The following is a 24,315-nucleotide window of genomic DNA, read 5'->3' as shown; positions in this document are numbered from 1 at the left end:
TTTCTAGCTTCAATTTATATCTAAATCGGTTAAATTCCTTTTTTGCCTTTATACTCCATTCTTGATGCTTTTCTTCATTCATAATTACGTTAAGTTCTTCAGATAGAATTTTTTCCAGGAATTTAATCTCATTTTCACGATTGTAAAATATATTCAATAACCTGTATTTTAATAGTTCCTGTTCAATTGTTGTTTTCTTCGGAAAATCGCTAACTATAAGCTTGTTTAAGTGCATCAAACAGTATTGATGCACTAACTTATCCCCAAAAACTTCCTTTAAAATATCTGGGTATCTCTTATCAAAATCCGTAACAATAAACACAGGTTCTGATGTATCTAGATTTTTTCGTAGAAACGTTTTGATGGTTTCTGAACTTTTATCCTCAAAAAGTTCATCTGCTATTGTTCTTTGAGTTTTTGCATCCAGTAATGTTAAACGGTATTTCTGACAACGTCCCTCTTTTGGATGCTGTTCGTCATAGTGCACCATATGTACATTTTCTAAAATTGGAACATTTTCCTGTTCCATTTCTTTGTTGAATGTTCTAAAAATAGTGCTTCTTGATCTTGGAAATATGAAGCTCATTATATCAGAAATTCCATCATAAGAAACTTTATGGTATCTGAGCACCTGGAAAAAATTATTAAATGAATCAAAAAGTAAAGTTTTCAGACCTTCCCAAAAACTATGATCTTCTTCGTCTGTACTACCACAATTTTGGCATTTGTATCGACCAATGCTGATTTTTCCAAGACCTTTTTTGATGTATAGATTATAGCCGTTATGAACCATAGGAGCACTGCAAATAGGGCAGGCTGGAGGAATTTTTCTACGAAAAATTCCTCTTGTGGTATATTCGTAATCATTGCTATAACTATCAAAAAGGTATGAGAGAGCAGGGAGTTCCGATAAGTTATTAAGAGTAAGATTTATAATTACCATTGTTTTTGCCGTAACATCATTACATAATTAGAGAATTATAACTTTATGTAGTGATGTTACACTTACTTTCATCACTAGATTTTGGAACTGAGTCAACTAAACCCTGTATGATTTTTTTTCTGTTGGCGAAAAGTAGTATATACCAGCTATGATCGCAATAACTACTGCTATAACTGCAATGGTAAACGTGCCGTGAATACCTGATGTGATCGCCGCAGGAGAAGCCAAGCTGGCAGAAAATTGCTTATTTTCAATGTGAGGAGATATACCCTGCGTTGTCATCGTAAAGTAAGCAAAGACGGCTCCCATTAGCGATGCCCCTGTTGTTAGACCCAAGGTACGCGCAAGATTCAAAAGTCCCGAAATTACTCCTCGCTGATCGGGCTTTGCCGATGCCATAATTGAAGCATTATTTGGTGTTTGAAAGAAAGCAAAACTTCCATTTGAAATAGCAATTCGTATTGCAAACCCTATAGGGCTGGAAGATAGAGTTAGGGTTGTCATTAGCAAACATCCAATGCCGAAACCAATCATTCCCGAAATCATTACAGGAAGATTCCCGAATTTTGCTGCAGCTTTTCCAGCTATTGGACTCATTAAAGTAGTAGCTAGTGGACCTACAGCTATTAGCAGTCCAACTTCAAGTATAGGTAGCCCCTGCGCATCAGAGAGGAAGAATGGGAGAATCATACCTATACTCATTATCATAGCATAAAGGATTACGCTGATACCTAAACTACTACTAATTATCCGGTCTTTGAATATCCTAAGATTAATTAACGGTGAAGAAATGTTCTTCTCAATGATTATAAAGACAGCGGCGCTTATTATGGAAAAAATTATCAAAAGCAGCACATTTATGCTTAACCCTTGTGATTCACTAAAAGTAATTCCTAAATCGTAGCATGTGAGAGAGACCGCCAATGCAAGCACACCCAACCAGTCAAAATGCTGCTCTGTGTGGGTAACTTCCGACTTGGGAAAATTCAAAGCAATAATGAAGGTGATAATACCAATTGGAATATTGATAAAAAAAATAACATGCCATCCGAATAAACTAATAAGGATACCACCCAACGAGGGTCCAAGGCCAATTCCTAACGTTAGCATGGCTGTTAAAATGCCCATAACCTGTGGAATTTTTTCTTTTGGAGTTACATCTCCTACGAATGCAAAAGATAGCGACATAAGTATAGCCCCTCCGATACCTTGTAAAACGCGAGCGGCTATAAGCATGTTAATAGAAGATGATAATCCACAAACTAATGATGCAGTTGTAAAAATCACAATCCCGATTAAATATAGCCATTTTTTTCCAAACAGATCTCCGATGCGTCCAATCCCTACAATAAGGGTAGTTATTGACAATAAATAGCTAAGGACAATCCATTGAACACTTGAAAAACTTGTATTCAACGCCTTCGCTATCGTGGGTAATCCGACGGCAACTATGTTTGTATCAATAGAAGTCATCAGAGTAGCCAAAGAGAGCCCAAGTAAAATCAGGCTCGAATTCATTCTTATATTGCGGGATTGATTTGCTTGATTACTTTCCATAAGTGATGACTCCAGGTCTATTTGAAATGTGTATATATTTTCAATAAGTAGGCGATAATTATTAGGTAGTCCTTATCTCTTTTTGTTGTCATAAAACTCGATCCTTTTATATTTGCAAAATATTATTCGATCATATTAATTGATCAGACAAAGAATAGAAAATAATCAAGTCCCATATTTCTGCGCCCATTGTAAACCGCAGTAGAAAACGCTTTTACTCACATCGTGAAGTGTAAATGAAAATTTATAATTTATCACATTCCGATTGCGAATGATGACCATTAACTCACGACTATTCGTCTTAGAAAACTGGTTACATTACTTTTGTATGGCTTCTTGAAGGAACTTTCTTTCAATGTTTTAATTTGCTCAAAATCCAATACTTGAAATTCAACTTCCAATTATTTTTTTTATTCTCAGCACTAATAGTTATAGCATCCCTCGGACATATACGAATACAACGGAGGCAGCCAGTGCATTTATCGGATTGTATCAATATTTTATCGCTTTCTCTTTGATATACTCCACGTGGACATTTTTTAATGCAGGAACTACAATCTATACATTGGTCAAAGTCAATGCAGACATTGATTTTTGAGGATAGGGTTTCTACTGTCAGATAATTACCTCCATGGAGTTAGTTAATCATTTTTATAGCTACAGTAAGTCCGTCTCCAATGGTAAGTATTGTACTTTCTAATTTTGGACTATTAACAATCATTTCATTAAATTTGTTAATAGGCGCTATGAACTCTTCTTGCCATTGATTAATTTCAAATTTCATTTATTACTGGAAATAACGTGTCTTCCGCAAGTAGGAGACCACCTGGTCTTAAAATACGGACAGAATCATTAAATAACGGATACGGTTTTTTGTTGCCAATATCCTGGAATATTATGTCAGATTTAATTATTGAGCATAATCTTGGCAGCTTCTAATCAATATACAACGATCTTAAGTTCATTGGATTACCAAAACTAAATTTTCATGACACTAGTTCTTCCTGTTCGATAAGTAGTTAAGTAATTGATCTAAACTTTTTGATAGATTGTCTATAGATTCCTCATCCATTTTTTCTAAAACTTCATTAAGAAGGTTTTTACCAACCTGGTTATGTATACTTTCAATAAGTCTTCTACCTTCATTTGTAAGAGCTACTCGACTAACTCTTAAATCACTCTTATCCTTAATTTTTTCAACTAAACCTTTTTTTTCCAGTCGTTTGATTCTTTCTGATAAAGTATTTGGAGCATTGCCTATGTTGCTGGCAATTTCTCCTACAGTCGGTAATTGAGTTTCATTGGAAACGTTTAGTTCCAATTCATCTAATTCTATAAGTAAATGGAATTGCTCCAAACTCAAATTAGATTGTTGAGCAATTTCGTGCCATTTCAGTTCCATTATTTTATTTATAGAATCCCAATTCTCAATTATTTTCAGTGCTTTGCATTCACGTGTTTCCATCTCTTTTCGCCCTCAATAGATCGTTACACGATTATATCGTTATAAGATGCAAATATGTCGTTATAAGATATAAATACGTCGTTATGAGGTATAAATATCTAAGTTATTAAAAATAACCAATAGTTTCAAAGAATAAAGAGCAATAAAGCAGCGAAAAAGTGCAGGATATTTTCGATTATTTACTTTAGTAAATATGTCCTGTTAAGACAACAACCAATAACTAGTGTTAGAAATTTGATGTTGAATTTCAATCTATATCGCATTTTCAAGTAAATTACAATAAGCAAGCAGCGATTATTATAATAACAAAGAAATAGTTTCAATCTCTATTAAGTTTTCAAGTTAACTGAGATTTACCGGCATTTCAAGATCATTACAAGAAGGCATAAACCATGAAGATAAGAACTGTATTTAGAACTATACTTAGAACTATATTAGACATATCAATTTTATGTGTAATCGGTATATGTCTTTTTGCCACTGTTGCACTTAGCGAAAATCCAGAAAATCAACTGACTTGTGCTTTATTAGTCGGCTTGTGTTTTGCAATTGTGTATATTCTTTGGGGTGCAGTGGAAAAACTCAAATGAGGAAACAATTAAGCTTATCGTTTGCAAATTTCAGAAAATACAATGTACAGGAAACCTCAATAGGCTCAAAGGCAAAGAAAATTGATGTTGATAGCAAAGGGAAAATTTAAAATTATTTTCCCGGTTGAAAGTTTATTTTCTGGCTACAATATACCTTTACCCAAGGTTTTCGTATTCTTTCCTTTTGTATTCCTTACGGTCAAGCTGACATTATATTTTCCTGGTCCATTAAGTATGTACAGAACTTTTAGTTGTTAAGCACATGTTGTCCCCAAAGTTTCAGTTTCACTAGGTTGCGTTTTCTGAACTGCCAGTCAATAGCCAATAAACTGAACTGAGATAGGTGCAAAACTCCCATTGATATTACTACTGAAATTAGCTACTGGAAATTGATTCAGGATCTGGGATGGTAGCAAGCTCTCCAGGAGAGAACTCGAGATTTACTGTTGCTGAAACGGTATCTTTTGAGGTATCAATTATAGAGAGAGTACCGTTACCAGAAATGTTGCTGTTTGCCACATACACCTTTTTTCCATCTAGGGTTACTGCAAGTCCTGTAGGACTGCCTCCGACTATATCCAATGTGGCTGTAATAGTGTTGTTTAGGGTATCAATTGCAGAGACGAAACCATCGTCTGTGCCAGCCGCATACCCCTTCTTTGTTCCTGCCACATATACCTTTGTTCCTGTAGGATTGACAACAATTTCATCAGGAGAGTTATCTACATCCACCGTACCTGTAACAGTATTTGTAGTCGTATCAATTACAGAGACATAATGACCCCTGTTTGCCACATATACTTTTTTCCCATCTGCAGTGACTGCAACTCCAGAAGAATAGTTTCCTACGTGTACCGTAGCTGTAACCGTGTTAGTAGCTGTATCAATTACAGAAACAGTATCGTCAGTGGTAGTAATATTGCCAGAGTTCGCCACATATACCTTTTTACCATCTGCAGTGACTGCTACTCCAGAAGGACTATTTCCTACTGGCACAGTAGCTGTAACAGTATTTGTATCGGTGTCAATTACAGAAATATTGTTGCTGTCACGATTTGTTACATATACCTTTTTTCCATCAGGACTGACTACAACATCGGAAGATCCCACTTTTACAGTGGCTGTAACCGTGTTTGTAGCTGTATCAATCACGGAGACATTGCCATCCCAGGAGTTCGTAACATATGCCTTTTTTCCATTAGGTGTGACTGCAACTCCTTCAGGCCAACATCCTACTTTTACTCTGGTTATAACTGTTCCTGTGGTTATATCAATTACAAAGACACTTAATCCACTTGTAACATACACAAATGGCCATGTGGATGAAACTCTTTTTTTAACGGTTATGTTGGTAAGTTTGGAACTGGTATTAAGTCCATTGCTAGCTGTCAAATTAACCGTATAGTTTCCTTGAGTTCCGTATACATATACAGGGTTCTGTTCTATAGAATCTGATATACCATCATTATCAAAGTCCCAATTCCACACAACTGCGTTCTTCGAAAGATCTGTAAACTTAACAACAAGAGGTGCAGTGCCATTAGTGACGCTGGCTGTAAAGTTAGAAGTCGGAGTAATTGAATTTTGCAGACTGGACATAGATACAAGAGGTAAATAGTCAAACTCATCCTCATAGATGTTATAAGGTAGGTCTGCTATTCCATCTCTATCCAGATCCACGCAGATCTGGGAGAATCCGGTCCCATCTGGCTTTGCCCAGAAATTGCCTCCAATGTAAGGGCCACCGGCAATATTACTGCCTGAAGTAAGTGAATTGTTCCAGTTACTTCCACCTTCGCCAGGTACAAACCTTACGTTTAGAGTGTTGTTAAAGTAATTATTGTAAATTCTTCTACGGCCATTGTTTTCCTTATCAAAAATCCCGCACTCTGCACAGGCTGTTATCGTATTATTGATTATGTCAACATCACAAGCATCTCTTAATTCAATCCCGATATTACAGTTTAATATTGTATTATTGTCAATTCCTGAACCTGACATACTAAGTATAATCCCATAATCGCAGTCAGTAATCCTGTTATTACGAATATCTGCTCCCTGATCCCATTCAGAGATGCCAGTGGAACAGTTTGAGATCGTATTACCCGATACTGTATTATTTATTCCACAGCAGGAAATATGTATACCTTCGCCGCTAGAAATTTTATTTTCGGCTATTAAATTATCTGATATTTCGGATCCCAGAATAATAGACCCATTTTCAATGATATTACCTGTCACATTATTCATTTCACCATAAAAGATGATTTTTAAATTGTCTGGCATGTGGGATCCCAGAAAAATAGAACCGTTTTCAATAGTATTACCTGTCACGTTATTCATATCGCTATAAGCAAAAATTGCATTTTTATCGTAAATCTTACTGGCTCCTGTTATATTTAAACCAGTGATCGTTGTGCTATTAGCTGTTATCAGAAAGGTACTTACACTTTCATTCAGCGGTTTTACCTGCGCATAGCCATTTTTTGATTCTGACCTGATAGTTAGGCCTGTTACATTGACAAGAACATTTTCAGTATAAATACCAGGCCTCACTATTATTATATCCCCTGTTACAGAATTATTCACAGCTTCCTGAATTGACATGAAATCAGATCCAGAATCGTCATCTACCGTAATTTCCCTTGCTGATGCAGTAACTGATATGGAAACTAAGAAAATGAAAATCAAAAATGTTGAAGTTAAACTTATTAGACATAGCTTTTCTTTATTCCTAATTATTCCCCCAAATAAATTTGCCAAATATTTAACAATTGTGAATTAATATAATCATTATTCTCTATTTGTATTAAATGATTGGAATAAAAAGGAAAAAGAAAAGAAAGTTACTTTTCCAGTACTCTTACAATTAAACAGATATCTGGAAAGAAGTAAAAATATTTTAAATCTGGATAAATAGGTGAATGTACCCGCCTGCCAGATATAATCAATAAGAAATTATGTTTCCTTAAATTTCTTTTTTAATTTAATGCATTCATTCTCCTTTGGATTAATATATGCTTAGATTTTTTTTCTGTACCAACTTGGTTTGCATTATTTGCTGTCAAGCTGGGTTTATTTTCCTCGCTTGTTTTACATATGTACAGGACTTTGGCTGGTGAGTAAGTTTCGTCCCAAAGTCCAGGGCCGTTGTGCTGCATTTTCCGATAATTATGTAAATTAAACCGTCAGGGAACAAAATCACTTGTGTTATTAGTACTCAAATTTGCAACAGGTAATCTCGGTTCCTTTAATGAAATGGTACACATGTAAATATCAGTACCATATTTGCTATGATTCCGCCATACTATTCTGTTTCCGTATATTGCAGGATCTTCTTGATTTGATTTATTGGTAGTAATCTGAATTTCTTTCTGAGTAGAAAGATTATACATGAAAATATCATAATTTCCATTACGGCTATCCGTATACACTAATCGGTCCTCGTAGATATCAAGTCCGAATATTGATTTACTGCTAGGAATAGTTATCTGGGTTTCTGTAGAATTTAAAATATTGTACATATGAATAGGACTTTTCTCATCGCGAGAATCCTGCCAAATTATTCTGTCACCGTAGATTTTAGGATTATATGCTGATCCGCTGACAGTAATCTGAGTTTCTTTGGAAGTAGAAAGATTGTACATGTAAATATTGCTATTTTCATAATTTATTCCATTGCGGTAATCTCGCCATACTATCCTATCCCCATAAATATCAAGCTCCCCAGGCACTGATTCGTTGGTAGTTACCTGAGTTTCCTTGGAACTGGAGACATTATACGTAAATATGTGCCCTTTTCCATTCCTGTCATCTATCCACACTATTCTGTCGCCATGTATTGAAGGAACATACGTATATTTATTGAAGGAAATTTGAATTTCCGTGGAGGTGGAGAGATTGTACATATATATGTTGATCCCATTGCGTCCATATAACGACACTATCCTGTCCCCGTAAAAATCAAGTCCAGATGAGAATCCGCTAGTAGGAGTGGTTATCCGAATCTCTTTTTTGGTCGAAATATTATACATATAGATGTCATCGGTTTGTTGTTGATTGCCAAAATTATTACGAGAATCCTGCCAAACTACTTTGTCCTCGTAAATTTTAGGAGAAGAACCATAGAGTGCTTCCCCACCTGTACTAATTTGGGTCTCTGTTAGAACAAGTTGGTTATCTACGAGATCCTTAGGAAACACTAAAATTGTAAATAATTTTGAGTCAGTAGTATTTGCATCGCTCACTGTCAGATTAACGGTATAGTTTCCAGGATCGGTGTAAACATAAACAGGGTTTTTTTCTGTGGATTCAGGTATTCCATCATTATTAAAGTCCCATGATCTTGTTACTGAATTTCTTGAAAAATCTGTAAACTGTACAGAGAGCGGAGCAAATCCTACATCTGGCGTTACAGAAAAGTTTGCAATAGGAGACTTTACTATTGTCGGGACAATGCAGGTGTAAATATCAAAATACCCATTTCCATTGCGCCAATCCTGCCATACAAGCCTATCTTCATAAATAGCAGGCCAATTTTGAGTTGATCCATTCATGATTATCTGAGCTTCTTCTTGCATGGAAATATTATACATGTAAATATCAGAGCCACTATGACTATTGCGGCTATCCATCCATATTATATTGTCTTTGTATATTTTAGGTCGAGATGCCGATTCACTATTTGTAATTTGAGTTATCTTGGAAGTCGATATATTATACATGTAAATATCTGGATTTAGACTATAACGCCGCCCACCACGGTCACCCTCCCATATAATATTATCACCGTATATATTGGGGCTCAACTGCCGAAATTCACTATTTGTAATTTGAGTCTCTTTTGAAGTCGATAAGTTATACATATAAATATTAGGGATTTTATTGCGATAATCTGTCCATACTATTCTATCAGCATAAATAGCTGGATATAAAGCCTCTTTGCTAGTTGTGATCTTGCACTTAGTAAAAGTGGACAGGTCATACATGTAAACATTTGAGTTTCCATTTTCAGAATAATGCCATACGATTTTATTTTCGTAAATAGCAGGAATACTGTATTCAGATACATTTTTAGTAATTTGGAATCTTTTGGCTGTTGGAATGTCATAACCTACAAGCTCGTAATCGTAATTGTCATCGTATCCATGACTCTCTATCCACACGATTTTGTTCCCGTAAATGGCAGGCCAGCTTGCTGAAGATGAATTAAGTTGAATATCTTCTGATGTTGTTAAGTTGTAAAGATGGATTATTCCTGAATCGTTAACGTAATCAGACCATACAACATTATCACCATAAATAGCAGGAGTGGATGCCCGTGAACCATTTTGAGTGAGCCGAGTTTCTTGTAGAGCAGATGCCGTAGATGACGTGAAGATTAAGAAAAAGAAAAATAAGGCTGTTAGATTTATTGAATATGACTTACTTACATTCCTCATTTATTTCCCCTCAAAAAGAACTATTAAGTTTTAATAAAAAATTTAATAAATAGAAAATCTTGACATTATTTTGTTTTTTGTCAATATTTAATACTTATAATGAAGAAAATAATGGGCTCATAGATAAAATTAGTAGAAAACTGTTTTCTAAACATTCCTATTTATGGCGTTTTTAGTAGGGCATTGAGAAAATAGGTAGAAATGCATTTTAAACCTGGAAAAAATAGGTGAATAACCGGCTTTTTAGACTTGGTTAATTCTTCCGATTACCTGACTATGATTCATATTATCTTTATAGAATTTCAATAAACCCCAGTTTATGGCTGGTTACTTATAAATGGTATATAAGTAACTTCTTGATATTAGAGGTTTATCGAAATTCTCTTTATTTTTAGCTTACACAAGAATAAACCCAGTAATAGATAACTCCGGTGATTATCCCAAAACATGAAAAAATGATATGAAAAGATAAAAAGTTTAAAATTAAAGATCCTCAAAAATATTTTTCAAATTTACTCTCAAATTAGAAAAATAGGTTCTGAACTATATAAAAGAAAAAAGTTGAAAATAAAATAAGCCTCGGGCGGGATTTGAACCCGCGACCTCGTCCTTACCAAGGACGCGCTATACCCCTAAGCCACCAAGGCACTGATGCTCAAAGAGCATCTCCAAAATATCACAGCAGAGATATAAAGCTTTCGACTGAAAGCAGAAATAGGTGTGATTTTTCCCATGACTGCTGGAAAATTTACGAGTTTGTTTTAAATAAATCGGGAAAATTTGCTTCAAAAAAGCTATATTATTCCAATTTTACTGCTTAATTTGTCTTTCCCTGAGACCTCCGTTATAAATTCCAGCGCTCATCAATCGGGAAACGCTCGTTAATCCACATTAGGATGTGGTTGTTATGGACTATCTTATAGGAACGTGAAAGGACAGGTATGCCATTGAAGGTTGGTTCCCCTTCAAGAATCTCAAGTTCGTCCATGTCGCGTCTGGTTTCAAGGTTATGGCTGCGCAGGATCCGGCCAATCGGGATGTCAGCCCGCATGAGCTGTTCCCGCATGGTATCAGGCATGCGTTCCAGGGGGGATAGAGACCTTGCGTGAACAAAGGTCGTGCCTCCTGCAGAAAGCCGGACTACTCTATCGTTTACTTTACTGCCTTCTTCCACATCAAGAAGAGAAGCAATCGTTTTGTCAGCCTTAACGGTGTACTGAGACTCGGTTATTACACTTACCGGCTTTCGGGTCATTATTTCCAGCAGAAAGGTCACTGAGCCGTCGGTTCCGCAGCAGACCCGCAGGCAGGTGGGAATCTCAAAGCTCTTCAGTTTTTCCAGAAAATCGCCACTCAAAAAAATACCTCAAGGTGGGGGTGTTAGGTAGAAAAAGTTCAAAATAAGATTAAGTCGTCAGGAGTTTTACTCCTCACTGACATCTTTCTTAGCATTTTTTACTCGTTCTTTTGCTGTGTATCCGGTAGCCTTATACAAGAAATCCCGGAAGGCTTTATTGGTCTGCATGACAGTTTGGTCATCAGTCACGGTTTTGTCAGAAACCGTGTCCACAGAAAGCATTTTATTCTCAATCCAGACTTTTATATTTGACATAGCTCCATAGGAGGTCTCAAGGGTTCCTTCGTTTCTAGAGATTTCTCCGGAGAAACATTCCGTCATTACAGAGTAAATCCTGTCAATATCAGGCTTAAAACCGCGCTTCAATTTATACTGCTGCATTGCTATCCTCTTATAAGAGATATTCATCTCAGATAAAGTTTGCTAGAATCGGTTTGCTTAGAACCCTTTCCTTTGTATTTTCCTTACTTTCCATAATTTTAATCATATCTTAGTATACTTCTTTACATTCAGCACATTATTACATACAGTTATCCAGCATATCGTTACATCCAGTAATCCAGCACATTGTTACATCCATTTTATTTCGTAATACCAAATGCATTATATCAAGTAAGGGAAAGGATACGGTTTTTTATAGGATATCTCTAACTATTCAGTTCTGATCATATTTAACATTGGCCATTAATTTAACATGAAGTTGAGTAATTTCACAAATCAGTCCAGAATAAAGCCCCTTGAACATGGATTCCTATATTTTTCCTTATCACGTCCTTTTTTATTCATATTTAATCTGCTTTGTCTAATTTTGTCTATAGCTTTTGTAATTTTATGTTGAGTTTACTTTCAATAATTTACATTAGAATATAAAACCTGAACTTATCTTCTTGATTTATATGGTGTAATTTTGTTTTAGGACTCAGTACCAAAATCTAGTGATGAATGTAAAACTCAAAATCACTAGATTTTATAAATGGTCACCATCCATGTAATACAACTTAGTGATTCAAGTCTTTAGATAGCGAATATCGATTTTGATAAAAACTGGATTCTTCTTGCTAATTAAGACTTTCTATCAAAAATGCAAAAATCACTGGATTTTGGAACAGAGTCTTGTTTTAGCATAGCTTTATAAATTAAATATTCTACTCAAAATAGATAATATTCGCAAGAATCAATCATAAATATGATTATATCTATCATAAGTTGATACGAAAAAGATATGATTAATTGCCTGATATATCTGAAGATTTAATTTGATTTACCTTATCCTTTACTTTAACAATGCGCAAACAAAAAACTTGTCCACTTGACTAAACCTGCTTCTTTTGGTTGAAGCTAACTTAAACTGACAGAGGCTACAAGTAGAAAAAACAAGTAGAAAAGATAACAAGGAAAAATAAATAAGAAGGTGACCCCAGGATGCATAAGACACTTAATCTGGAAGAGTTAATTGTTTCAAAGCAACTTGAAAAGGAAAAAGAGACAGAACGCGGGGATCTGAAAATTGAAGAACTGTACGACCTAATAATTCCCCCAGGTACGGTTGTATCTATTATTTACGATATTGTTGAAGAGTTCGGGCTTGAACCTGTTACCAGGAAGATATTCGTAGGCGTAGCAAACAGTGAAGAAAGAGAACTCCTGGTTCTCCGTGGCCCTCTGGAGAAAGTTCAGGCTGCTGAAAAATTCCTCTACGAAGAAATGGAAGCCTGGATAAAAAATCAGTAACTAATTAAACGCTCTCAATCGACTAGATTTTACAAATAATCCAGCAAGTTTTCTCAATCCGGTTAAGTCTCTTCTGGTCAGTACTTGAAGAAAAATAAAATTCCGGATTGAAAAAAACAATGAAAATTATTCTTTTTTTGACGAAAATATAAAATGTAAACTTTAAAGGTATAAATTTTAAAAGAGAAATGACATCAAAAAAAGAATAAAGGAGGTAAAGGCGTTAAAAAGGAAAGAAAATTAAAAGGAAAGAAAATTAAAAGGAAAGAAAATTAAAAGGAAAGAAAATTAAAAGGAAAGAAAATTAAAAGGAAAGAAAATTAAAAGGAAAGAAAATTAAAAGGAAAGAAAATTAAAAGGAAAGAAAATTAAAAGGAAAGAAAATTAAAAGGAAAGTAAGTAAAAAGGAAAGAAAATTAAAAGGAAATAAGGACAGGAAGGTTCCGATTATTCAGAACAGATACCTGTAATGCTTTCCTTTGATAAATCAAATACCGTAACTCTATCTGTTTTATCATAGATATCGAGTTTTGAGCCAGCCTCGATTTTTCCGATAATAGCCGCTGTAAGTCCGGCTTCTTCAAAAACCTTTCTGCATTCTTCGGCCTTTTCCGGATCTGCAGTAAACACATAACCTGTTCCGGGATGCACTTTTAGCCACTGTTCAAAATCCACATTGTCAGGTCTCGGAACTTTTTCGAGGTCTACGGCTGCACCAACTCTACTTGTTTCACAGAGCATGCCAAGCGTCCCTATAAGTCCTGGGTTGCTGATGTCTTTTCCTGCTGTAGCAAGTTTTCTTTTCGCAATTTCCTGGGTCACAAGATAGCTTTTCCTGATTACTGCAGGGTCTTTAAAAGAAGTCGTATCCCAGCTATAAGGAGAGTTTGGCCCTATTTTTCCGTCCATATCGTAAGCTGCAATGACCAGGTCTCCAGGACGGGCAGTATCGCTCCGGATTACGCAATCTTTCTTCACTATCCCGATAATAGCGACGGAAATGGAGTTATAATCGGTATCAGGATGGACGTGCCCGCCTACAACCGGAACTCCGAATTTCCTGACTCCTTCAGCCAGTCCTTCCATCAGTTCCTTACAGGCTTTCTCGGAATTTGAAGACGCAATATCTACCATAGCAAGAGGCTTTCCCCCCATTGCTGCGATGTCGTTTATATTAACAACTACAGCTCCATAGCCTGCCCACCAGGGACTTGCATCCAGTATCCTTCCCCAGATCCCATCTGCTGCAAAGAGGATAACATCATCTCCTCCTATATCTATAACTGCTGCATCGTCTCCAAAATCAACAATTGCGTTCTTGTACTCCGGACGAACGGCTTCGAAAACTGAAACGATGTCCTCAATCTGTTTTTTTCGGGTAACCCCTTCGAAGTTCTTTATCCCTTCTGCAAGTTTTTCTAGGTTCAATGTCAGGCTTCCTTTTGTTTTTAAAATTTATACAAATATTTCAGTGTTATAGATACGAATATTAACAGTACAAGTGCAAGCAATCAGTAACATAAATACGAGTACTTCAGTAGTATAAACACAAATATTTCAGCAGTGTAAATACGAGTTAATCAATACTACAAATATGAAAGCATGTAATAATACAGATAATATTACCAGTAAGCTATGAATGCAAATAATATAGATAACATTACCAGTATGCTATCAATAAACTTAAACAGATTACGAAACTTCTCTTATGAAAGAATCTTGAGATATTTTCGTGAGTACCTATTCTTTTATCCTTTATCTTTTTTGTTCTTTGTTTCATAGAGAAGAAGCGACAGCTTTTTATTAAGTAATTCAATCTTATTAAGGCCATATAAGTATGGATATATAAAAATTCCATACTATTAAAAAAGGAGTGAAAAAAAATGGTAGCAAAAGTAAACGCCGATACTTGTACAGGCTGTGGAACCTGTGTAGACGAATGCCCAGCAGCCGCAATTTCTCTCAACGACGATGATATTGCAGTTGTGGATGAAAGTGAATGCCTGGACTGCGGTGCATGCGAAGACGCCTGCCCGAACAATGCAATCGCAATCGAGTAACTATTATAGATGCAATTTTAAGTATGTTTTTAAAATAGATCTGAAAAGCGGAGTACTCTTACTCCGGCTTTTCAGGTTTTGATCAAGAATTCTTTTTTCAGGTTTTTAAGCCGAACTCTTATTTGAACTCTTAATTAAAGTATTTTAAAGGTTTTTCCAATAAAACCTGAAAATTACTGATGTTATTGAAGAGGTAACTTATAGTTCTGGAACTCCTGCTCTTTTCAAGCTTTCTCCTTCCCATTTTCCTTAAGGACTTTTCTTGCTCTTTCGACATCCTCTTTTGTCTGCATTTTTATGAGCTTTCTGCGTTCTTCGCTCATCTGCGACATGTCCTGAGAAAGGAGACCGTATGCATCAGCTCTACACTGCCTGCAGTGGCGCATCTGCAAGACGTAAGGTTCACATGCCTGCTGAGCAGCTTTTCTTTCTTCTGCTGTAGGAGGCTCAATGCTTGCAAAAGCTCCCTGATTAATAAGGGGCATGATATTCATTATATATACCCCGAGTTCGTTGAGTTTTCTGGCAATCTCAACAACGTGTTTATCATTAATGCCCGGGATGAGAACGGTATTTACCTTGACAACAATACCTGCATCAACAGCAGCTTTAACACCCTCAAGCTGGTTCTTTACCTGGATTCTTGAACCTTCGATCCCCCTGTAGACCTTTCCGTGATAAACTATATGGTCCACGATTTTTGCCTGGATTTCCGGGTCTATCGCATTTATTGTTACTGTTAACGTAGAAACTCCCACGCGAAGAATGTCATCCAACTTTTCGAGGAGCAGGAGCCCGTTTGTACTCATACAGAGAGTAAGTTCAGGAAACTCATTTTTTATCAGTTCAAAGGTCTCAAAAGTCTCTTTGTTGGCCAGAGGGTCACCCGGGCCTGCAATTCCGACAACCTTGATAAAAGGGTAGTCTTTCAGAACCTGCCTTGTCTTCTCAAGGGCTTCCTGTGGAGTAAGAACTTTACTCGTAACTCCTGGACGGCTCTCGTTTACACAGTCAAATTCCCGGACACAGAAATTACACTGGATGTTACATGAAGGAGCCACAGCCAGGTGAATTCTCCCGTACTTATGCTGGGCTTTCCTGTCGTAGCAGGGGTGTTCGGCAATCTTTCTCAGGAGCCCTTCTTCAAATTCAGGGCTGTTTATATCATTTATAGGATTGTCTTCTGGCAAATATGTTCTCCTCCGTTCAGAATTTAGAAATACAGCAGAACCTCAGTGCAGGGGGATTTCAGGATGTCTAACCATCTATGATACACCCCTTGATATACATTGTGAATTTAGCTGGAATCCGGAGAATTTATAGAAGCTCCTCCGAGTTCCTACAATTTTAAATTTGAATAGTATTAAAATCTCTTTAATTATATAAAAGTTCAGCACGATATAGTAAGCTTTAAATGAACTTATTTATGTTCGATAAATTTTATCTCTCAAAAATCCTGAATAAAATGAAATTAATTATTAAATGTTGTCAGGACAAACATTGCCAAACACTAAATGTTGTCAGGACAAACATTGCCAAACACTAAATGTTGTCAGGACAAACATTGCCAAACACTAAATGTTGTCAGGACAAACATTGCCAAACACTAAATGTTGTCAGGACAAACATTGTCAAACACTAAATGTTGTCAGGACAAACATTGTCAAACCTGATTATTCCGAAAAATTATCCATTTCGCACCATTTTCCTTCCCCTTCCCAGACCTTTACCTGTAGCGGAAAACCAAATCTTTCGAGGAGTCGGGAGTGAATGTGCTGGCAGAGGTGCTCGGAACTTGGAAATTCGAGGATTTCATTTAACAGGGTATGGTCATATTCTTCAAGTGTTTCCTTAATTCCCTTCTTCAGGTCGTAAAAATCGATAACCATTCCACTTTCCCTGACTTCCCCTTCTACCAGGACCTCAATTTTATACGTATGACCGTGTACTCTTCCGCATTTTCCGTGTCCAGGAAGGTAATGGGCACTATCAATATAGTCAATAACTCCCAATCTCATTTTTGTCATCTGGTACACTCCGTTTTCAATAAATGTTTTTTTCAATAATTTATTCACATTTCAATGTGTTTTTGTTCTCTTTAATTCCGGTTATAAACAACCCCACATCCTGTGAGTCTGAGGGATAACTCGTGTGTCTATAATCTCAAGCAGGCTTTTCTGAAGTTGCATAATACTCTGTACGGATGCCTGTATAGATCCAGAAGGTCGCAGATTCGTTACGTCGCGTCCAATAGGGGTTTCAGGCTGAAGTATCACACAGGATACGTAGGGAACTATAGCTTCTACAGCTGAAGTTACAGTTTCTAATTCCGTACTGTTATCTACAACAATCTTGCAAAAGCAATCTCTTGAATGATTTTTTCTCAGAAGCCTGAAGCACTCTACTGTATTTTCCATATGGGCATCCCGGGCTTCAGACCCTATATCCCGGAGTGATGCTGGAAGTTTGAAATCTCCAGACACATAAGTAACCTTTTCAGTGAGCTTTCTGGCCTGCTCAGGTAAAGTCATATTGGATTCAAGATAAAGTGGCAAGGCCAGATTCAACGTTTCTATGAAATCTGCATGCAGGAGAGGTTCTCCTCCTGTCAGGGAGACTGAATGTAGCTTTTTGAAAGGATGCAGCATAGCTTCTAGCTGGCCGACACTTACAGGGTTTTTGATCTTCTCAAAACTTCCACTCCCTTCCACCTGCTCATAATCACAGGTTCCGGGGTTTGCAAAGTCAGTATCACAGTAATTGCAATTGAGATTGCAGCCAGAAAAGCGGACAAAAGCCTGCCTTACTCCAACATATGGTCCCTCGCCCTGCACAGAACAGAAAACTTCCCTAATCGGAGCAGAAGTAAAGTCAGAAGCCGTCATTATATAACCCCCAGAGGCCTGGACTTTCTCAAATCCTTTTCAATATCCTCAAACTCACGGACATAGGCTTCTCCTACTGCCAGCATAAAGCTTGCAACCTGTTTGTCTTCTCCTATCCCTGCATCTTTCAGATTTCCGTATACATCGTGAGATATATTAATGCCAAAGTGGATTTTTTGGGAAACTGCAGAGGTACTGGCAATAGAGACTGTCAGTTTCTTACCGTTCAGGAAAAGGTCATCTCCTTCTCGGGTTGTGTGCACTTCGAGATCTGAAAGGTACTCTCTGACAAGAGCTGTGAAAAAACGCTGCCGTGCATATATAAGTTTCAGGTCTGTAGAGTCAAAATGTTCGATAATGAAACTTACCATATCTTCAGACCAGATCGATTCATTTGCCCGTCGGTCTTCCAGGTCGATCATGTGCTCAATTTTTACGTCGCAGGCCCCTCTGAAAACTACAACCGAGTCTTCCTGAACTCCAAAACTATTGTAGGCCCAGAGAGAGGAAATCTGGCTTCCATCATAATCAAATTTTTCAGGTAAAACAATGCATTTCATAGAACTATCTCTGCAAGTTTTTCTGCAAGTTTTTCTGCAGGCTTCTTCTTAATTCTTTCTTAATGTACTTTGTCGGCCGACATCCCGTCTAATATTACTGATTCCGACATCCTGTCTAATATTACTGATTATTACTTATACTGATTCCAGGTGTCTCGGCTCAAATTCCAAGTCTCTCCAGAAGAGGATCTTTTACACCTGCATTTTTAAATGCACGTGCCCTGCGCACGCAGCTTTCGCATTCTCCACAGGGAATATCTCCTCCGTGATAACAGCTCCAGCTATACTCAAGAGGAGCTTTTGCTTCCAGAGCTCTTCTGACGATTTCGGTTTTTCCAAGTTCAATTAGAGGAGCGAGTATCTTTACCCCATTCTGGGTGGAGTAGGAAAAAGCCCTGTCCATTGCCTGTACGTATGCAAGGGAATTGTCAGGGAAAGTGCCTGCCTCTTCTCCGTTAAAGCCCACTACAATGTAATCACATTTCCTGCTTTCGGCAAAGCTCCCTGAGATATTGAGCATTACTCCGTTTCTATTAGGGACCCAGACAGCTTTTGCTGAAGCGGCTGTAATTTCTGCAGGAGCCGTTTCGCCAATGTCCTCAAACGATAAAGCTGGGACTTCAACATCCCTGTTAACGAGAGACGTAGATGTTATTTCTGAAAGCCAGTCCAGTTTTATAACCCTGTGCTCAATTTCGAAATATTCACATACCTTTCGTGAGTACTCAATTTCTCTCTCTCTGGCTCTCTGCCCATAATCAAAGGTAATAGCCATCTCAATGCCAAAATCTTCCGCTGCGATTGCGAGCGCCGCAACTGAATCAAGCCCGCTGCTCAGGAGGGTTATAGCTTTCATTTTCACTCACTAATTAACTTTATTTTAACTCAAGACTCTAAATATCTGATTAAACCCACTTTTTAAACTCAATAGGAAATTTAACTAATTATTTTAAACTCAATAGGAACTAAAATCATCTTTTAAACTTAAGAGGGAATTTCTTGAACTTGTAATTGCAAGATTATCCAGGTTCATTGAATCAGGAGTATAAAGAAGTATTCTTCCAGGGTTCCCAAGATATTCTTCAGGGATTATTTCAATAATATCAGTAACTCGTATTTAAAAGTAGCTGTCCTCTTGATGAGAGTTAAGACTCAACCTATGGATTTGTACTGATTCAGACCCATTCCAGGTGCAAGTGGGAAAGTGTTTTGAGTGCAGGTATAAAAGCAGTTTCCGTTAAAGTTTAATCTTAAGTTCCGTTCTCAACTTCGATAAAGAATCTTATTATAAATCCTATTTTAAAATTTAAACTCTTGAATAAGGCTCCAAAAAACCTTTTTTACCTAATTCTTTTTAGCAAACCGAACTATATATTGAATAAGGAAAGTTAATCGAAGAGGTGGGAATACTTGATTGGAATTATTTCGGACTCACACGATAACATAAACGCTATCCGGAAAGCGGTAGAGTTGTTCAATGGAAAAAATGTAAAAGCCGTGCTGCACGCTGGAGATCTCGTTTCTCCGTTTACTGCTAGAGCCTTTAAGGAACTGGAGTCAAAACTTTATTTTGTGTTCGGAAATAACGATGGCGATAAAGTAACACTTACTAAGCGGTTTGAAGAAATCGGAGCTACTTCCTGCGGGGATTTTGGAGATCTGACAATTGACGGACTGCATATTGCCCTTCTCCATGGGACAAATGAGACCCTTGTCAAAGCGCTTGCCAAATCAGGTGAGTTTGATGTGGTAGTCCGAGGCCATACCCATGAACCAGGTGTCAAAATCATTGAAGGAGTTCCTGTGATAAATCCAGGAGAAGCCTCAGGCGTGCTTTCAGAAAAATCAACGGTTGCCATTCTTGAGATATCAAACCTTAACATTGAAATAATGCAGCTTGAACTTGACTGATTTTGTTCCTCTCTTATTTTTTAGCATAATGAGTTTTATTGATATCATTTGGCATTTTTTTGGTGTTCTTTAGTATTTTCCAGGCAAACTGAAGACTCTGTTCCAAAATCCAGTGATTTTCGTATTTTTTAATTGAAGACCTGAGTTAGCAAGAAGAGTCCAGTTATCATCAAAATCAATATTCGACATCTAAAGACTTCAATTTTTAAGTTATGTCACAAGGATCATGACTAATTACAAAACCTAGTGATTTTGAACTTTAAATTCATCACTAGGTTTTGGTACTGAGTCAAACTGAACCCGATTCTTTGGAAATAATATCGGAAATTATATCAGCTTTCTTAACGTTTCCATTTCAACAAGTTTTGAAGCAGCTTCTCATTAAAAATTGTAAACTCATAAAGATTGTATCTCTTACTAATGATTAGATCTCTCATTTAAGGTTGTAATAGCCATGGAAGCAACAGGAAAGAAACCTACAAACTATTTATCCGGCAAGGCAGATAAAATGAAAAAAGCTTCCGGAAAGAGGAAAAGTACTCTCATTTTTGCCTGCTCTGGCCTTTCGAACACAGGAAAACTTACAATGCAAGCAGCGTCAGCTCTTGCTTTCAGGAGGCCTGACCTGTACAGGGCTGCAGCTGCTCACAAAGGGGTTGATGCAGTTGAAGATGCCTTATCAGACGGGGTTAATATTCTTGTCCTGGACGGCTGCTCGGACCGCTGCGCCACAAAAAAACTCGAAGAAGGCGGGTTGAAAGCCGATGTATATATGATGGTCACTGAACTCGGGATTGAAAAAACAATGCCTTCGGATGTGAAGCTAGAATATGTAGAGAAAATTGTCAGAGCTATAAAAGAAGCCTGACTCCAACCTCCCAATATTACTTTTAACTCCTTGTTTAGAGTATTAGTATCCACGCCTGAGAATTGCTATCAATTCCTCTGCATGAGGCATTCTTTCTTTAATTTTTGCGCAGACCGAATTGATATCGTAATCGAGGCGCAGGTACTTTACTTCTCCATTTTCGGTATCAAAAACTGCACAGCTTGTTCGGGGATCTCCGTCTCTAGGCTGTCCGACTGAACCCGGATTTATAATTGTCAGGTTTCCGAGCTTCCTGTTCATGGGGATATGAGAGTGCCCGACAACAAGAAATTCCGTTTCTACAGGCTCTGTTGCTTCATTTATCATATTTTGAATTTCGTCATCCGGGGTTTCAGGTTTTATGTATTCGAACATAGAGCGAGGGCTTGCATGAGTCAGGTAGAGACTTTTTCCATCAATTTCTTCTCTTATCAGAAGTGGCAATTTCTGAAGGTATTCTATTTCGGATCTGTTAAGGATTTTCCAGGTATATTCCCTGGTTGAAGTTGAGAGATGTTTATATTTGTACCCGCACTGGCAGTCTACCTTGAAAGCAACTGCATTATCGTGGTTTCCTCTTATTACAGGAATTCCTTTCATACGCATAAGGTCAATACATTTGTCTGGATCAGGTCCATAGTCAACAATATCTCCGAGACAGATGACTCTATCATGAGAAATTTCCAGAACAGTCTCTAAAGCTTCATAATTTGCATGGATGTCGGCAATCAGCAGAAGTCTCATACTTTTCCTTTTTTCCCTTCGATTTCCGTACTTATTTTCTTTGTTCCGTAGATTCCATACCTTTTTCCTTTATTCCCTTAAATTTCCGTACTTTTTTTCTTTTTTCCCTTAAATTTCCGTACTTGTTTCCTTTATTCCATTGTTTACTTTTATCTCCCTTTGTTTTTATTTCCCTTTGTTTTTATTTCCCTTTGTTTTTTATTTTGTCTATTTTTCTCTTTAGATTCTCCGTTTTATCCCTCAAACATGTAGTCCACGTATGCCTATTCCCATTACCAGTAAATTGGTTTCCATAGGCGGATGATTCCACCCATCAGGTAAAATCGTCCTTTTATCAATGGAAATCTCGACCTGATTTTCACTAAGGCCGCAGCCTTGCATGTAATCCGCAACAAGCTTTTTCCCAAGTGTGGTTGCAGTATCAAGGGCTTCCGAATATGTATCAAATTTCAGCCTGCTGCCAGGGGCAAAGACAAGGAAATCCTTATCAGGAGACATGAGACTAGCTGGCCGTATTAGAATTTCAACTCTTTTAATGCCTTTTCCCACAAGGGCTCCAACTGCATTTCCTACCTCTGCGTGTTCGGGAACGAGAATTTCCGCATCAATAATTTTCGTTAATTCTTCCCTATATGCCCGGACAGGTCCTCCAAGCAACACAACCGGAATGTCCAGTTTGAATTTGGCAAGATAGTTTCCATCCAGGATTTTTGCAATGGATGTGTATGGAACGCCTGCAAGAATATAAGACAACAGATGAAGTGCCATATTCCTTGCAACCCGCTTTTTTACGGCAGTGCAAAACTCTCCTAGAGTCATACGCATGAGTCTTGCAAGCCTTTCTGCACCTATCCTGGAAGCTTCGGCGTTCCAGGCTGTATACTCTCCCAGTACATGCAAAGCATCAGTAGGGGTAAAGCCAATTGCCTGTACGAGACGTTTTCTGGTAAGGGAATCTAATGTCTGAGGATAGACATCTTTTCGGATAAGTGCGTTGATTTCAGTTACCGAAACAGGCTCTTCTCCGATTACCTCCAGTACCTCGGCTTCAGCCCTGCTCAATTCTCCTGTAGGGTAGCCGGATCTTACAAAAAACTTTGTTGGCTGAATGTTTTCTCCAAGATCTTCTCTAGCATGCATAGGCGTTCTTTTGAGGTTATTTAAGAAATCAGGATACTTTACCGCAGCTACTGCCAGGGGAATGACTCGCCTGGGACCAAGGAAGAGTTCCCTGTTAACGGTCCAGATATGGCTGTCCCCACCTGTAGCTGTCGTCTCCATCCTTATTGCTCTGACACGGGTTTTCCAGCCTCCTACAACGGCTCCTTCGTCGCTCAGGTCGGGAACGCCCATACAGATTGAGGAGATGTCCGTGCTTGTGCCTCCTACGTCCACAACTGCACAGGTCTTGAGCCCTGAAAGGTAAGAAGCCCCTACAAGGCTTGCTGCAGGGCCTGAAAAGATAGTTTCAATGGGTTTTTTCAGGGCATCTTTTATTCCCACTACAGAACCATCGCATTTGAGCATAAGTAGCCGTGCGTTAATCCCACGCTTTGTGATATCTGAAATAATGGACTTCACAAACTGCCTTGTTATAGGGATGAGCTGGGCATTGAGAAAAGCCGTTACAGCCCTTTCGTAAGCTCCCAATTCCTGGGAAAGCTCATGGCCGCAGACCGCAGGCAACCCCGTAAGTTCAAGAATCAGGTCTCTTGCCCTTATTTCATGTTCAGGATTTCTTGTGCTAAAATAGGACGATATTGCAAAAGCTGAAACCTTATCCTTGACCTGCAGAGCAAACTTCTCGATAGCTTCAAGGTCAAGGGCAGCAACCTCTTCTCCGTTATGGTTATGCCCGCCTGCAGCAAAAAGCACGTGTTCTGCCGGCAATTCTTTTTCAACCGGATGGTCTCCTATAAGGATAAGGGCTACAGGAAAACCTGTGCCTTCAAGAATTGTATTGGTTGAAAGGGTCGTTGAGACCGAAACCAGCTTTACGTTTTCAAGATATTCAGGATTGAGTCCATCAATCACGTTTTTGATGCCTTCAAGGGGGTCGGGATAGGTAGTAAGCGCTTTATTTGAGTCTACAATTTCTCCATCCGAATCCCTTACAAGTGCTGCATCGGTATAAGTACCTCCGGCATCAATCCCAAGGCTGTAATGCATGTTGAAAATTGCTCCTTTTTTCTTTTTCTTGAAG

At 37.8% G+C, this 24,315-nt stretch carries 20 protein-coding genes and 1 tRNA gene; 4 read left to right on the top strand and 17 right to left on the bottom strand.

The window, feature by feature from the left end:
• The 9 genes from ASJ81_RS00355 to ASJ81_RS00305 form a co-directional block, all read right to left on the bottom strand.
• On the bottom strand, positions 1 to 943 hold a 943-nt coding region (locus tag ASJ81_RS00355), incomplete at its 3' end, for an ISNCY family transposase (protein WP_095642727.1).
• Between the two features lie 96 nt (positions 944 to 1,039).
• The gene (locus ASJ81_RS00350) at positions 1,040 to 2,500 is read right to left on the bottom strand and encodes an MFS transporter (protein WP_170943128.1); all 1,461 of its coding nucleotides are present in this window, start codon (positions 2,498 to 2,500) and stop codon (positions 1,040 to 1,042) included.
• A gap of 352 nt (positions 2,501 to 2,852) precedes the next feature.
• Entirely contained in the window at positions 2,853 to 3,080 is a 228-nt protein-coding gene (locus ASJ81_RS24515) for a 4Fe-4S dicluster domain-containing protein (protein ID WP_369334788.1), read from the bottom strand.
• 414 nt (positions 3,081 to 3,494) lie between these two features.
• On the bottom strand, positions 3,495 to 3,965 hold the full coding sequence (locus ASJ81_RS00340) for a MarR family winged helix-turn-helix transcriptional regulator (RefSeq protein ID WP_095642714.1): 471 nt from the start codon (positions 3,963 to 3,965) through the stop codon (positions 3,495 to 3,497).
• 965 nt (positions 3,966 to 4,930) lie between these two features.
• The gene (locus tag ASJ81_RS00330) at positions 4,931 to 7,162 is read right to left on the bottom strand and encodes a NosD domain-containing protein (protein ID WP_095642712.1); all 2,232 of its coding nucleotides are present in this window, start codon (positions 7,160 to 7,162) and stop codon (positions 4,931 to 4,933) included.
• Between the two features lie 581 nt (positions 7,163 to 7,743).
• Positions 7,744 to 9,996: a PKD domain-containing protein gene (locus tag ASJ81_RS00320; RefSeq protein ID WP_095642710.1), complete on the bottom strand. Its 2,253-nt coding sequence runs from the start codon at positions 9,994 to 9,996 to the stop codon at positions 7,744 to 7,746.
• Positions 9,997 to 10,571: 575 nt separating this feature from the next.
• Positions 10,572 to 10,643 (bottom strand) — tRNA-Thr (locus ASJ81_RS00315).
• Positions 10,644 to 10,840: 197 nt separating this feature from the next.
• On the bottom strand, positions 10,841 to 11,353 hold the full coding sequence (locus tag ASJ81_RS00310) for a chorismate--pyruvate lyase family protein (RefSeq protein ID WP_095642709.1): 513 nt from the start codon (positions 11,351 to 11,353) through the stop codon (positions 10,841 to 10,843).
• A 66-nt stretch (positions 11,354 to 11,419) separates the two neighbouring features.
• Complete coding sequence (locus ASJ81_RS00305; RefSeq protein WP_095642708.1) at positions 11,420 to 11,734, bottom strand: DUF5611 family protein; 315 nt, start codon at positions 11,732 to 11,734, stop codon at positions 11,420 to 11,422.
• Positions 11,735 to 12,775: 1,041 nt separating this feature from the next.
• Between ASJ81_RS00305 and ASJ81_RS00300 the strand changes: the two genes are divergently transcribed.
• Positions 12,776 to 13,084 carry a hypothetical protein gene (locus tag ASJ81_RS00300; protein ID WP_095642707.1) on the top strand — a complete coding sequence of 103 codons (309 nt, stop codon included), beginning with the start codon at positions 12,776 to 12,778 and terminating at the stop codon, positions 13,082 to 13,084.
• 447 nt (positions 13,085 to 13,531) lie between these two features.
• Here ASJ81_RS00300 and ASJ81_RS00295 read toward each other — a convergent pair whose 3' ends face one another.
• A complete protein-coding gene (locus ASJ81_RS00295) occupies positions 13,532 to 14,512 on the bottom strand; it encodes a methanogenesis marker 2 protein (protein ID WP_095642706.1) in 981 nt (326 codons plus the stop codon).
• Positions 14,513 to 14,967: 455 nt separating this feature from the next.
• Between ASJ81_RS00295 and ASJ81_RS00290 the strand changes: the two genes are divergently transcribed.
• Positions 14,968 to 15,144, top strand: coding sequence for a 4Fe-4S binding protein (locus ASJ81_RS00290; protein WP_095642705.1), 177 nt, complete (start codon positions 14,968 to 14,970; stop codon positions 15,142 to 15,144).
• A gap of 224 nt (positions 15,145 to 15,368) precedes the next feature.
• Here ASJ81_RS00290 and nifB read toward each other — a convergent pair whose 3' ends face one another.
• The 5 genes from nifB to queC all read right to left on the bottom strand — a co-directional run bounded on the left by nifB (position 15,369) and on the right by queC (position 19,445).
• The gene (nifB, locus tag ASJ81_RS00285) at positions 15,369 to 16,334 is read right to left on the bottom strand and encodes a nitrogenase cofactor biosynthesis protein NifB (protein WP_095642704.1); all 966 of its coding nucleotides are present in this window, start codon (positions 16,332 to 16,334) and stop codon (positions 15,369 to 15,371) included.
• A gap of 483 nt (positions 16,335 to 16,817) precedes the next feature.
• Complete coding sequence (gene queD / locus ASJ81_RS00280; protein WP_048110575.1) at positions 16,818 to 17,171, bottom strand: 6-carboxytetrahydropterin synthase QueD; 354 nt, start codon at positions 17,169 to 17,171, stop codon at positions 16,818 to 16,820.
• Positions 17,172 to 17,252: 81 nt separating this feature from the next.
• Positions 17,253 to 18,029, bottom strand: a complete 777-nt coding sequence (locus tag ASJ81_RS00275) for a 7-carboxy-7-deazaguanine synthase QueE (RefSeq protein WP_095642703.1) — start codon at positions 18,027 to 18,029, stop codon at positions 17,253 to 17,255.
• Complete coding sequence (locus tag ASJ81_RS00270; RefSeq protein WP_095642702.1) at positions 18,029 to 18,589, bottom strand: DUF366 family protein; 561 nt, start codon at positions 18,587 to 18,589, stop codon at positions 18,029 to 18,031. The genes ASJ81_RS00275 and ASJ81_RS00270 overlap by 1 nt, the downstream gene beginning before the upstream one ends.
• Before the next feature lie 160 nt (positions 18,590 to 18,749).
• Positions 18,750 to 19,445 (bottom strand): 7-cyano-7-deazaguanine synthase QueC, encoded by a 696-nt coding sequence (gene queC, locus ASJ81_RS00265; RefSeq protein ID WP_095642701.1) that lies wholly within the window; start codon positions 19,443 to 19,445, stop codon positions 18,750 to 18,752.
• Positions 19,446 to 19,999: 554 nt separating this feature from the next.
• Here queC and ASJ81_RS00260 point away from each other — a divergent pair.
• Complete coding sequence (locus ASJ81_RS00260; protein ID WP_095642700.1) at positions 20,000 to 20,500, top strand: metallophosphoesterase; 501 nt, start codon at positions 20,000 to 20,002, stop codon at positions 20,498 to 20,500.
• A gap of 454 nt (positions 20,501 to 20,954) precedes the next feature.
• The gene (locus tag ASJ81_RS00255) at positions 20,955 to 21,368 is read left to right on the top strand and encodes a putative zinc-binding protein (protein WP_095642699.1); all 414 of its coding nucleotides are present in this window, start codon (positions 20,955 to 20,957) and stop codon (positions 21,366 to 21,368) included.
• 42 nt (positions 21,369 to 21,410) lie between these two features.
• Here the strand turns inward: ASJ81_RS00255 and ASJ81_RS00250 are convergent, their stop codons facing one another.
• Entirely contained in the window at positions 21,411 to 22,112 is a 702-nt protein-coding gene (locus ASJ81_RS00250) for a metallophosphoesterase family protein (RefSeq protein WP_095642698.1), read from the bottom strand.
• Between the two features lie 240 nt (positions 22,113 to 22,352).
• The gene (locus tag ASJ81_RS00245; RefSeq protein ID WP_095642697.1) at positions 22,353 to 24,281 is read right to left on the bottom strand and encodes a hydantoinase/oxoprolinase family protein; all 1,929 of its coding nucleotides are present in this window, start codon (positions 24,279 to 24,281) and stop codon (positions 22,353 to 22,355) included.
• Positions 24,282 to 24,315: the final 34 nt, after the last annotated feature.

The sequence above is a fragment of the Methanosarcina spelaei genome (genome assembly GCF_002287235.1).
In the GTDB taxonomy this organism is placed as follows: Archaea; Halobacteriota; Methanosarcinia; order Methanosarcinales; family Methanosarcinaceae; genus Methanosarcina; species Methanosarcina spelaei.
This window is presented reverse-complemented; position numbering and strand designations above follow the sequence as displayed.

Bases quoted from the DNA above. Each gene is read 5' to 3' on its own strand.
- ASJ81_RS00245 (WP_095642697.1), bottom strand. From the start codon at position 24,281: ATGCATTACAGCCTTGGGATTGATGCCGGAGGTACTTATACCGATGCA.
- ASJ81_RS00320 (WP_095642710.1), bottom strand. From the start codon at position 9,996: ATGAGGAATGTAAGTAAGTCATATTCAATAAATCTAACAGCCTTATTT.
- ASJ81_RS00275 (WP_095642703.1), bottom strand. From the start codon at position 18,029: ATGACGGCTTCTGACTTTACTTCTGCTCCGATTAGGGAAGTTTTCTGT.
- ASJ81_RS00270 (WP_095642702.1), bottom strand. From the start codon at position 18,589: ATGAAATGCATTGTTTTACCTGAAAAATTTGATTATGATGGAAGCCAG.
- ASJ81_RS00300 (WP_095642707.1), top strand. From the start codon at position 12,776: ATGCATAAGACACTTAATCTGGAAGAGTTAATTGTTTCAAAGCAACTT.
- ASJ81_RS00250 (WP_095642698.1), bottom strand. From the start codon at position 22,112: ATGAGACTTCTGCTGATTGCCGACATCCATGCAAATTATGAAGCTTTA.
- ASJ81_RS00255 (WP_095642699.1), top strand. From the start codon at position 20,955: ATGGAAGCAACAGGAAAGAAACCTACAAACTATTTATCCGGCAAGGCA.
- ASJ81_RS00340 (WP_095642714.1), bottom strand. From the start codon at position 3,965: ATGGAAACACGTGAATGCAAAGCACTGAAAATAATTGAGAATTGGGAT.
- ASJ81_RS00305 (WP_095642708.1), bottom strand. From the start codon at position 11,734: ATGCAGCAGTATAAATTGAAGCGCGGTTTTAAGCCTGATATTGACAGG.
- queC (WP_095642701.1), bottom strand. From the start codon at position 19,445: ATGAAAGCTATAACCCTCCTGAGCAGCGGGCTTGATTCAGTTGCGGCG.
- ASJ81_RS00290 (WP_095642705.1), top strand. From the start codon at position 14,968: ATGGTAGCAAAAGTAAACGCCGATACTTGTACAGGCTGTGGAACCTGT.
- queD (WP_048110575.1), bottom strand. From the start codon at position 17,171: ATGACAAAAATGAGATTGGGAGTTATTGACTATATTGATAGTGCCCAT.
- ASJ81_RS00330 (WP_095642712.1), bottom strand. From the start codon at position 7,162: ATGTCAATTCAGGAAGCTGTGAATAATTCTGTAACAGGGGATATAATA.
- ASJ81_RS00350 (WP_170943128.1), bottom strand. From the start codon at position 2,500: ATGGAAAGTAATCAAGCAAATCAATCCCGCAATATAAGAATGAATTCG.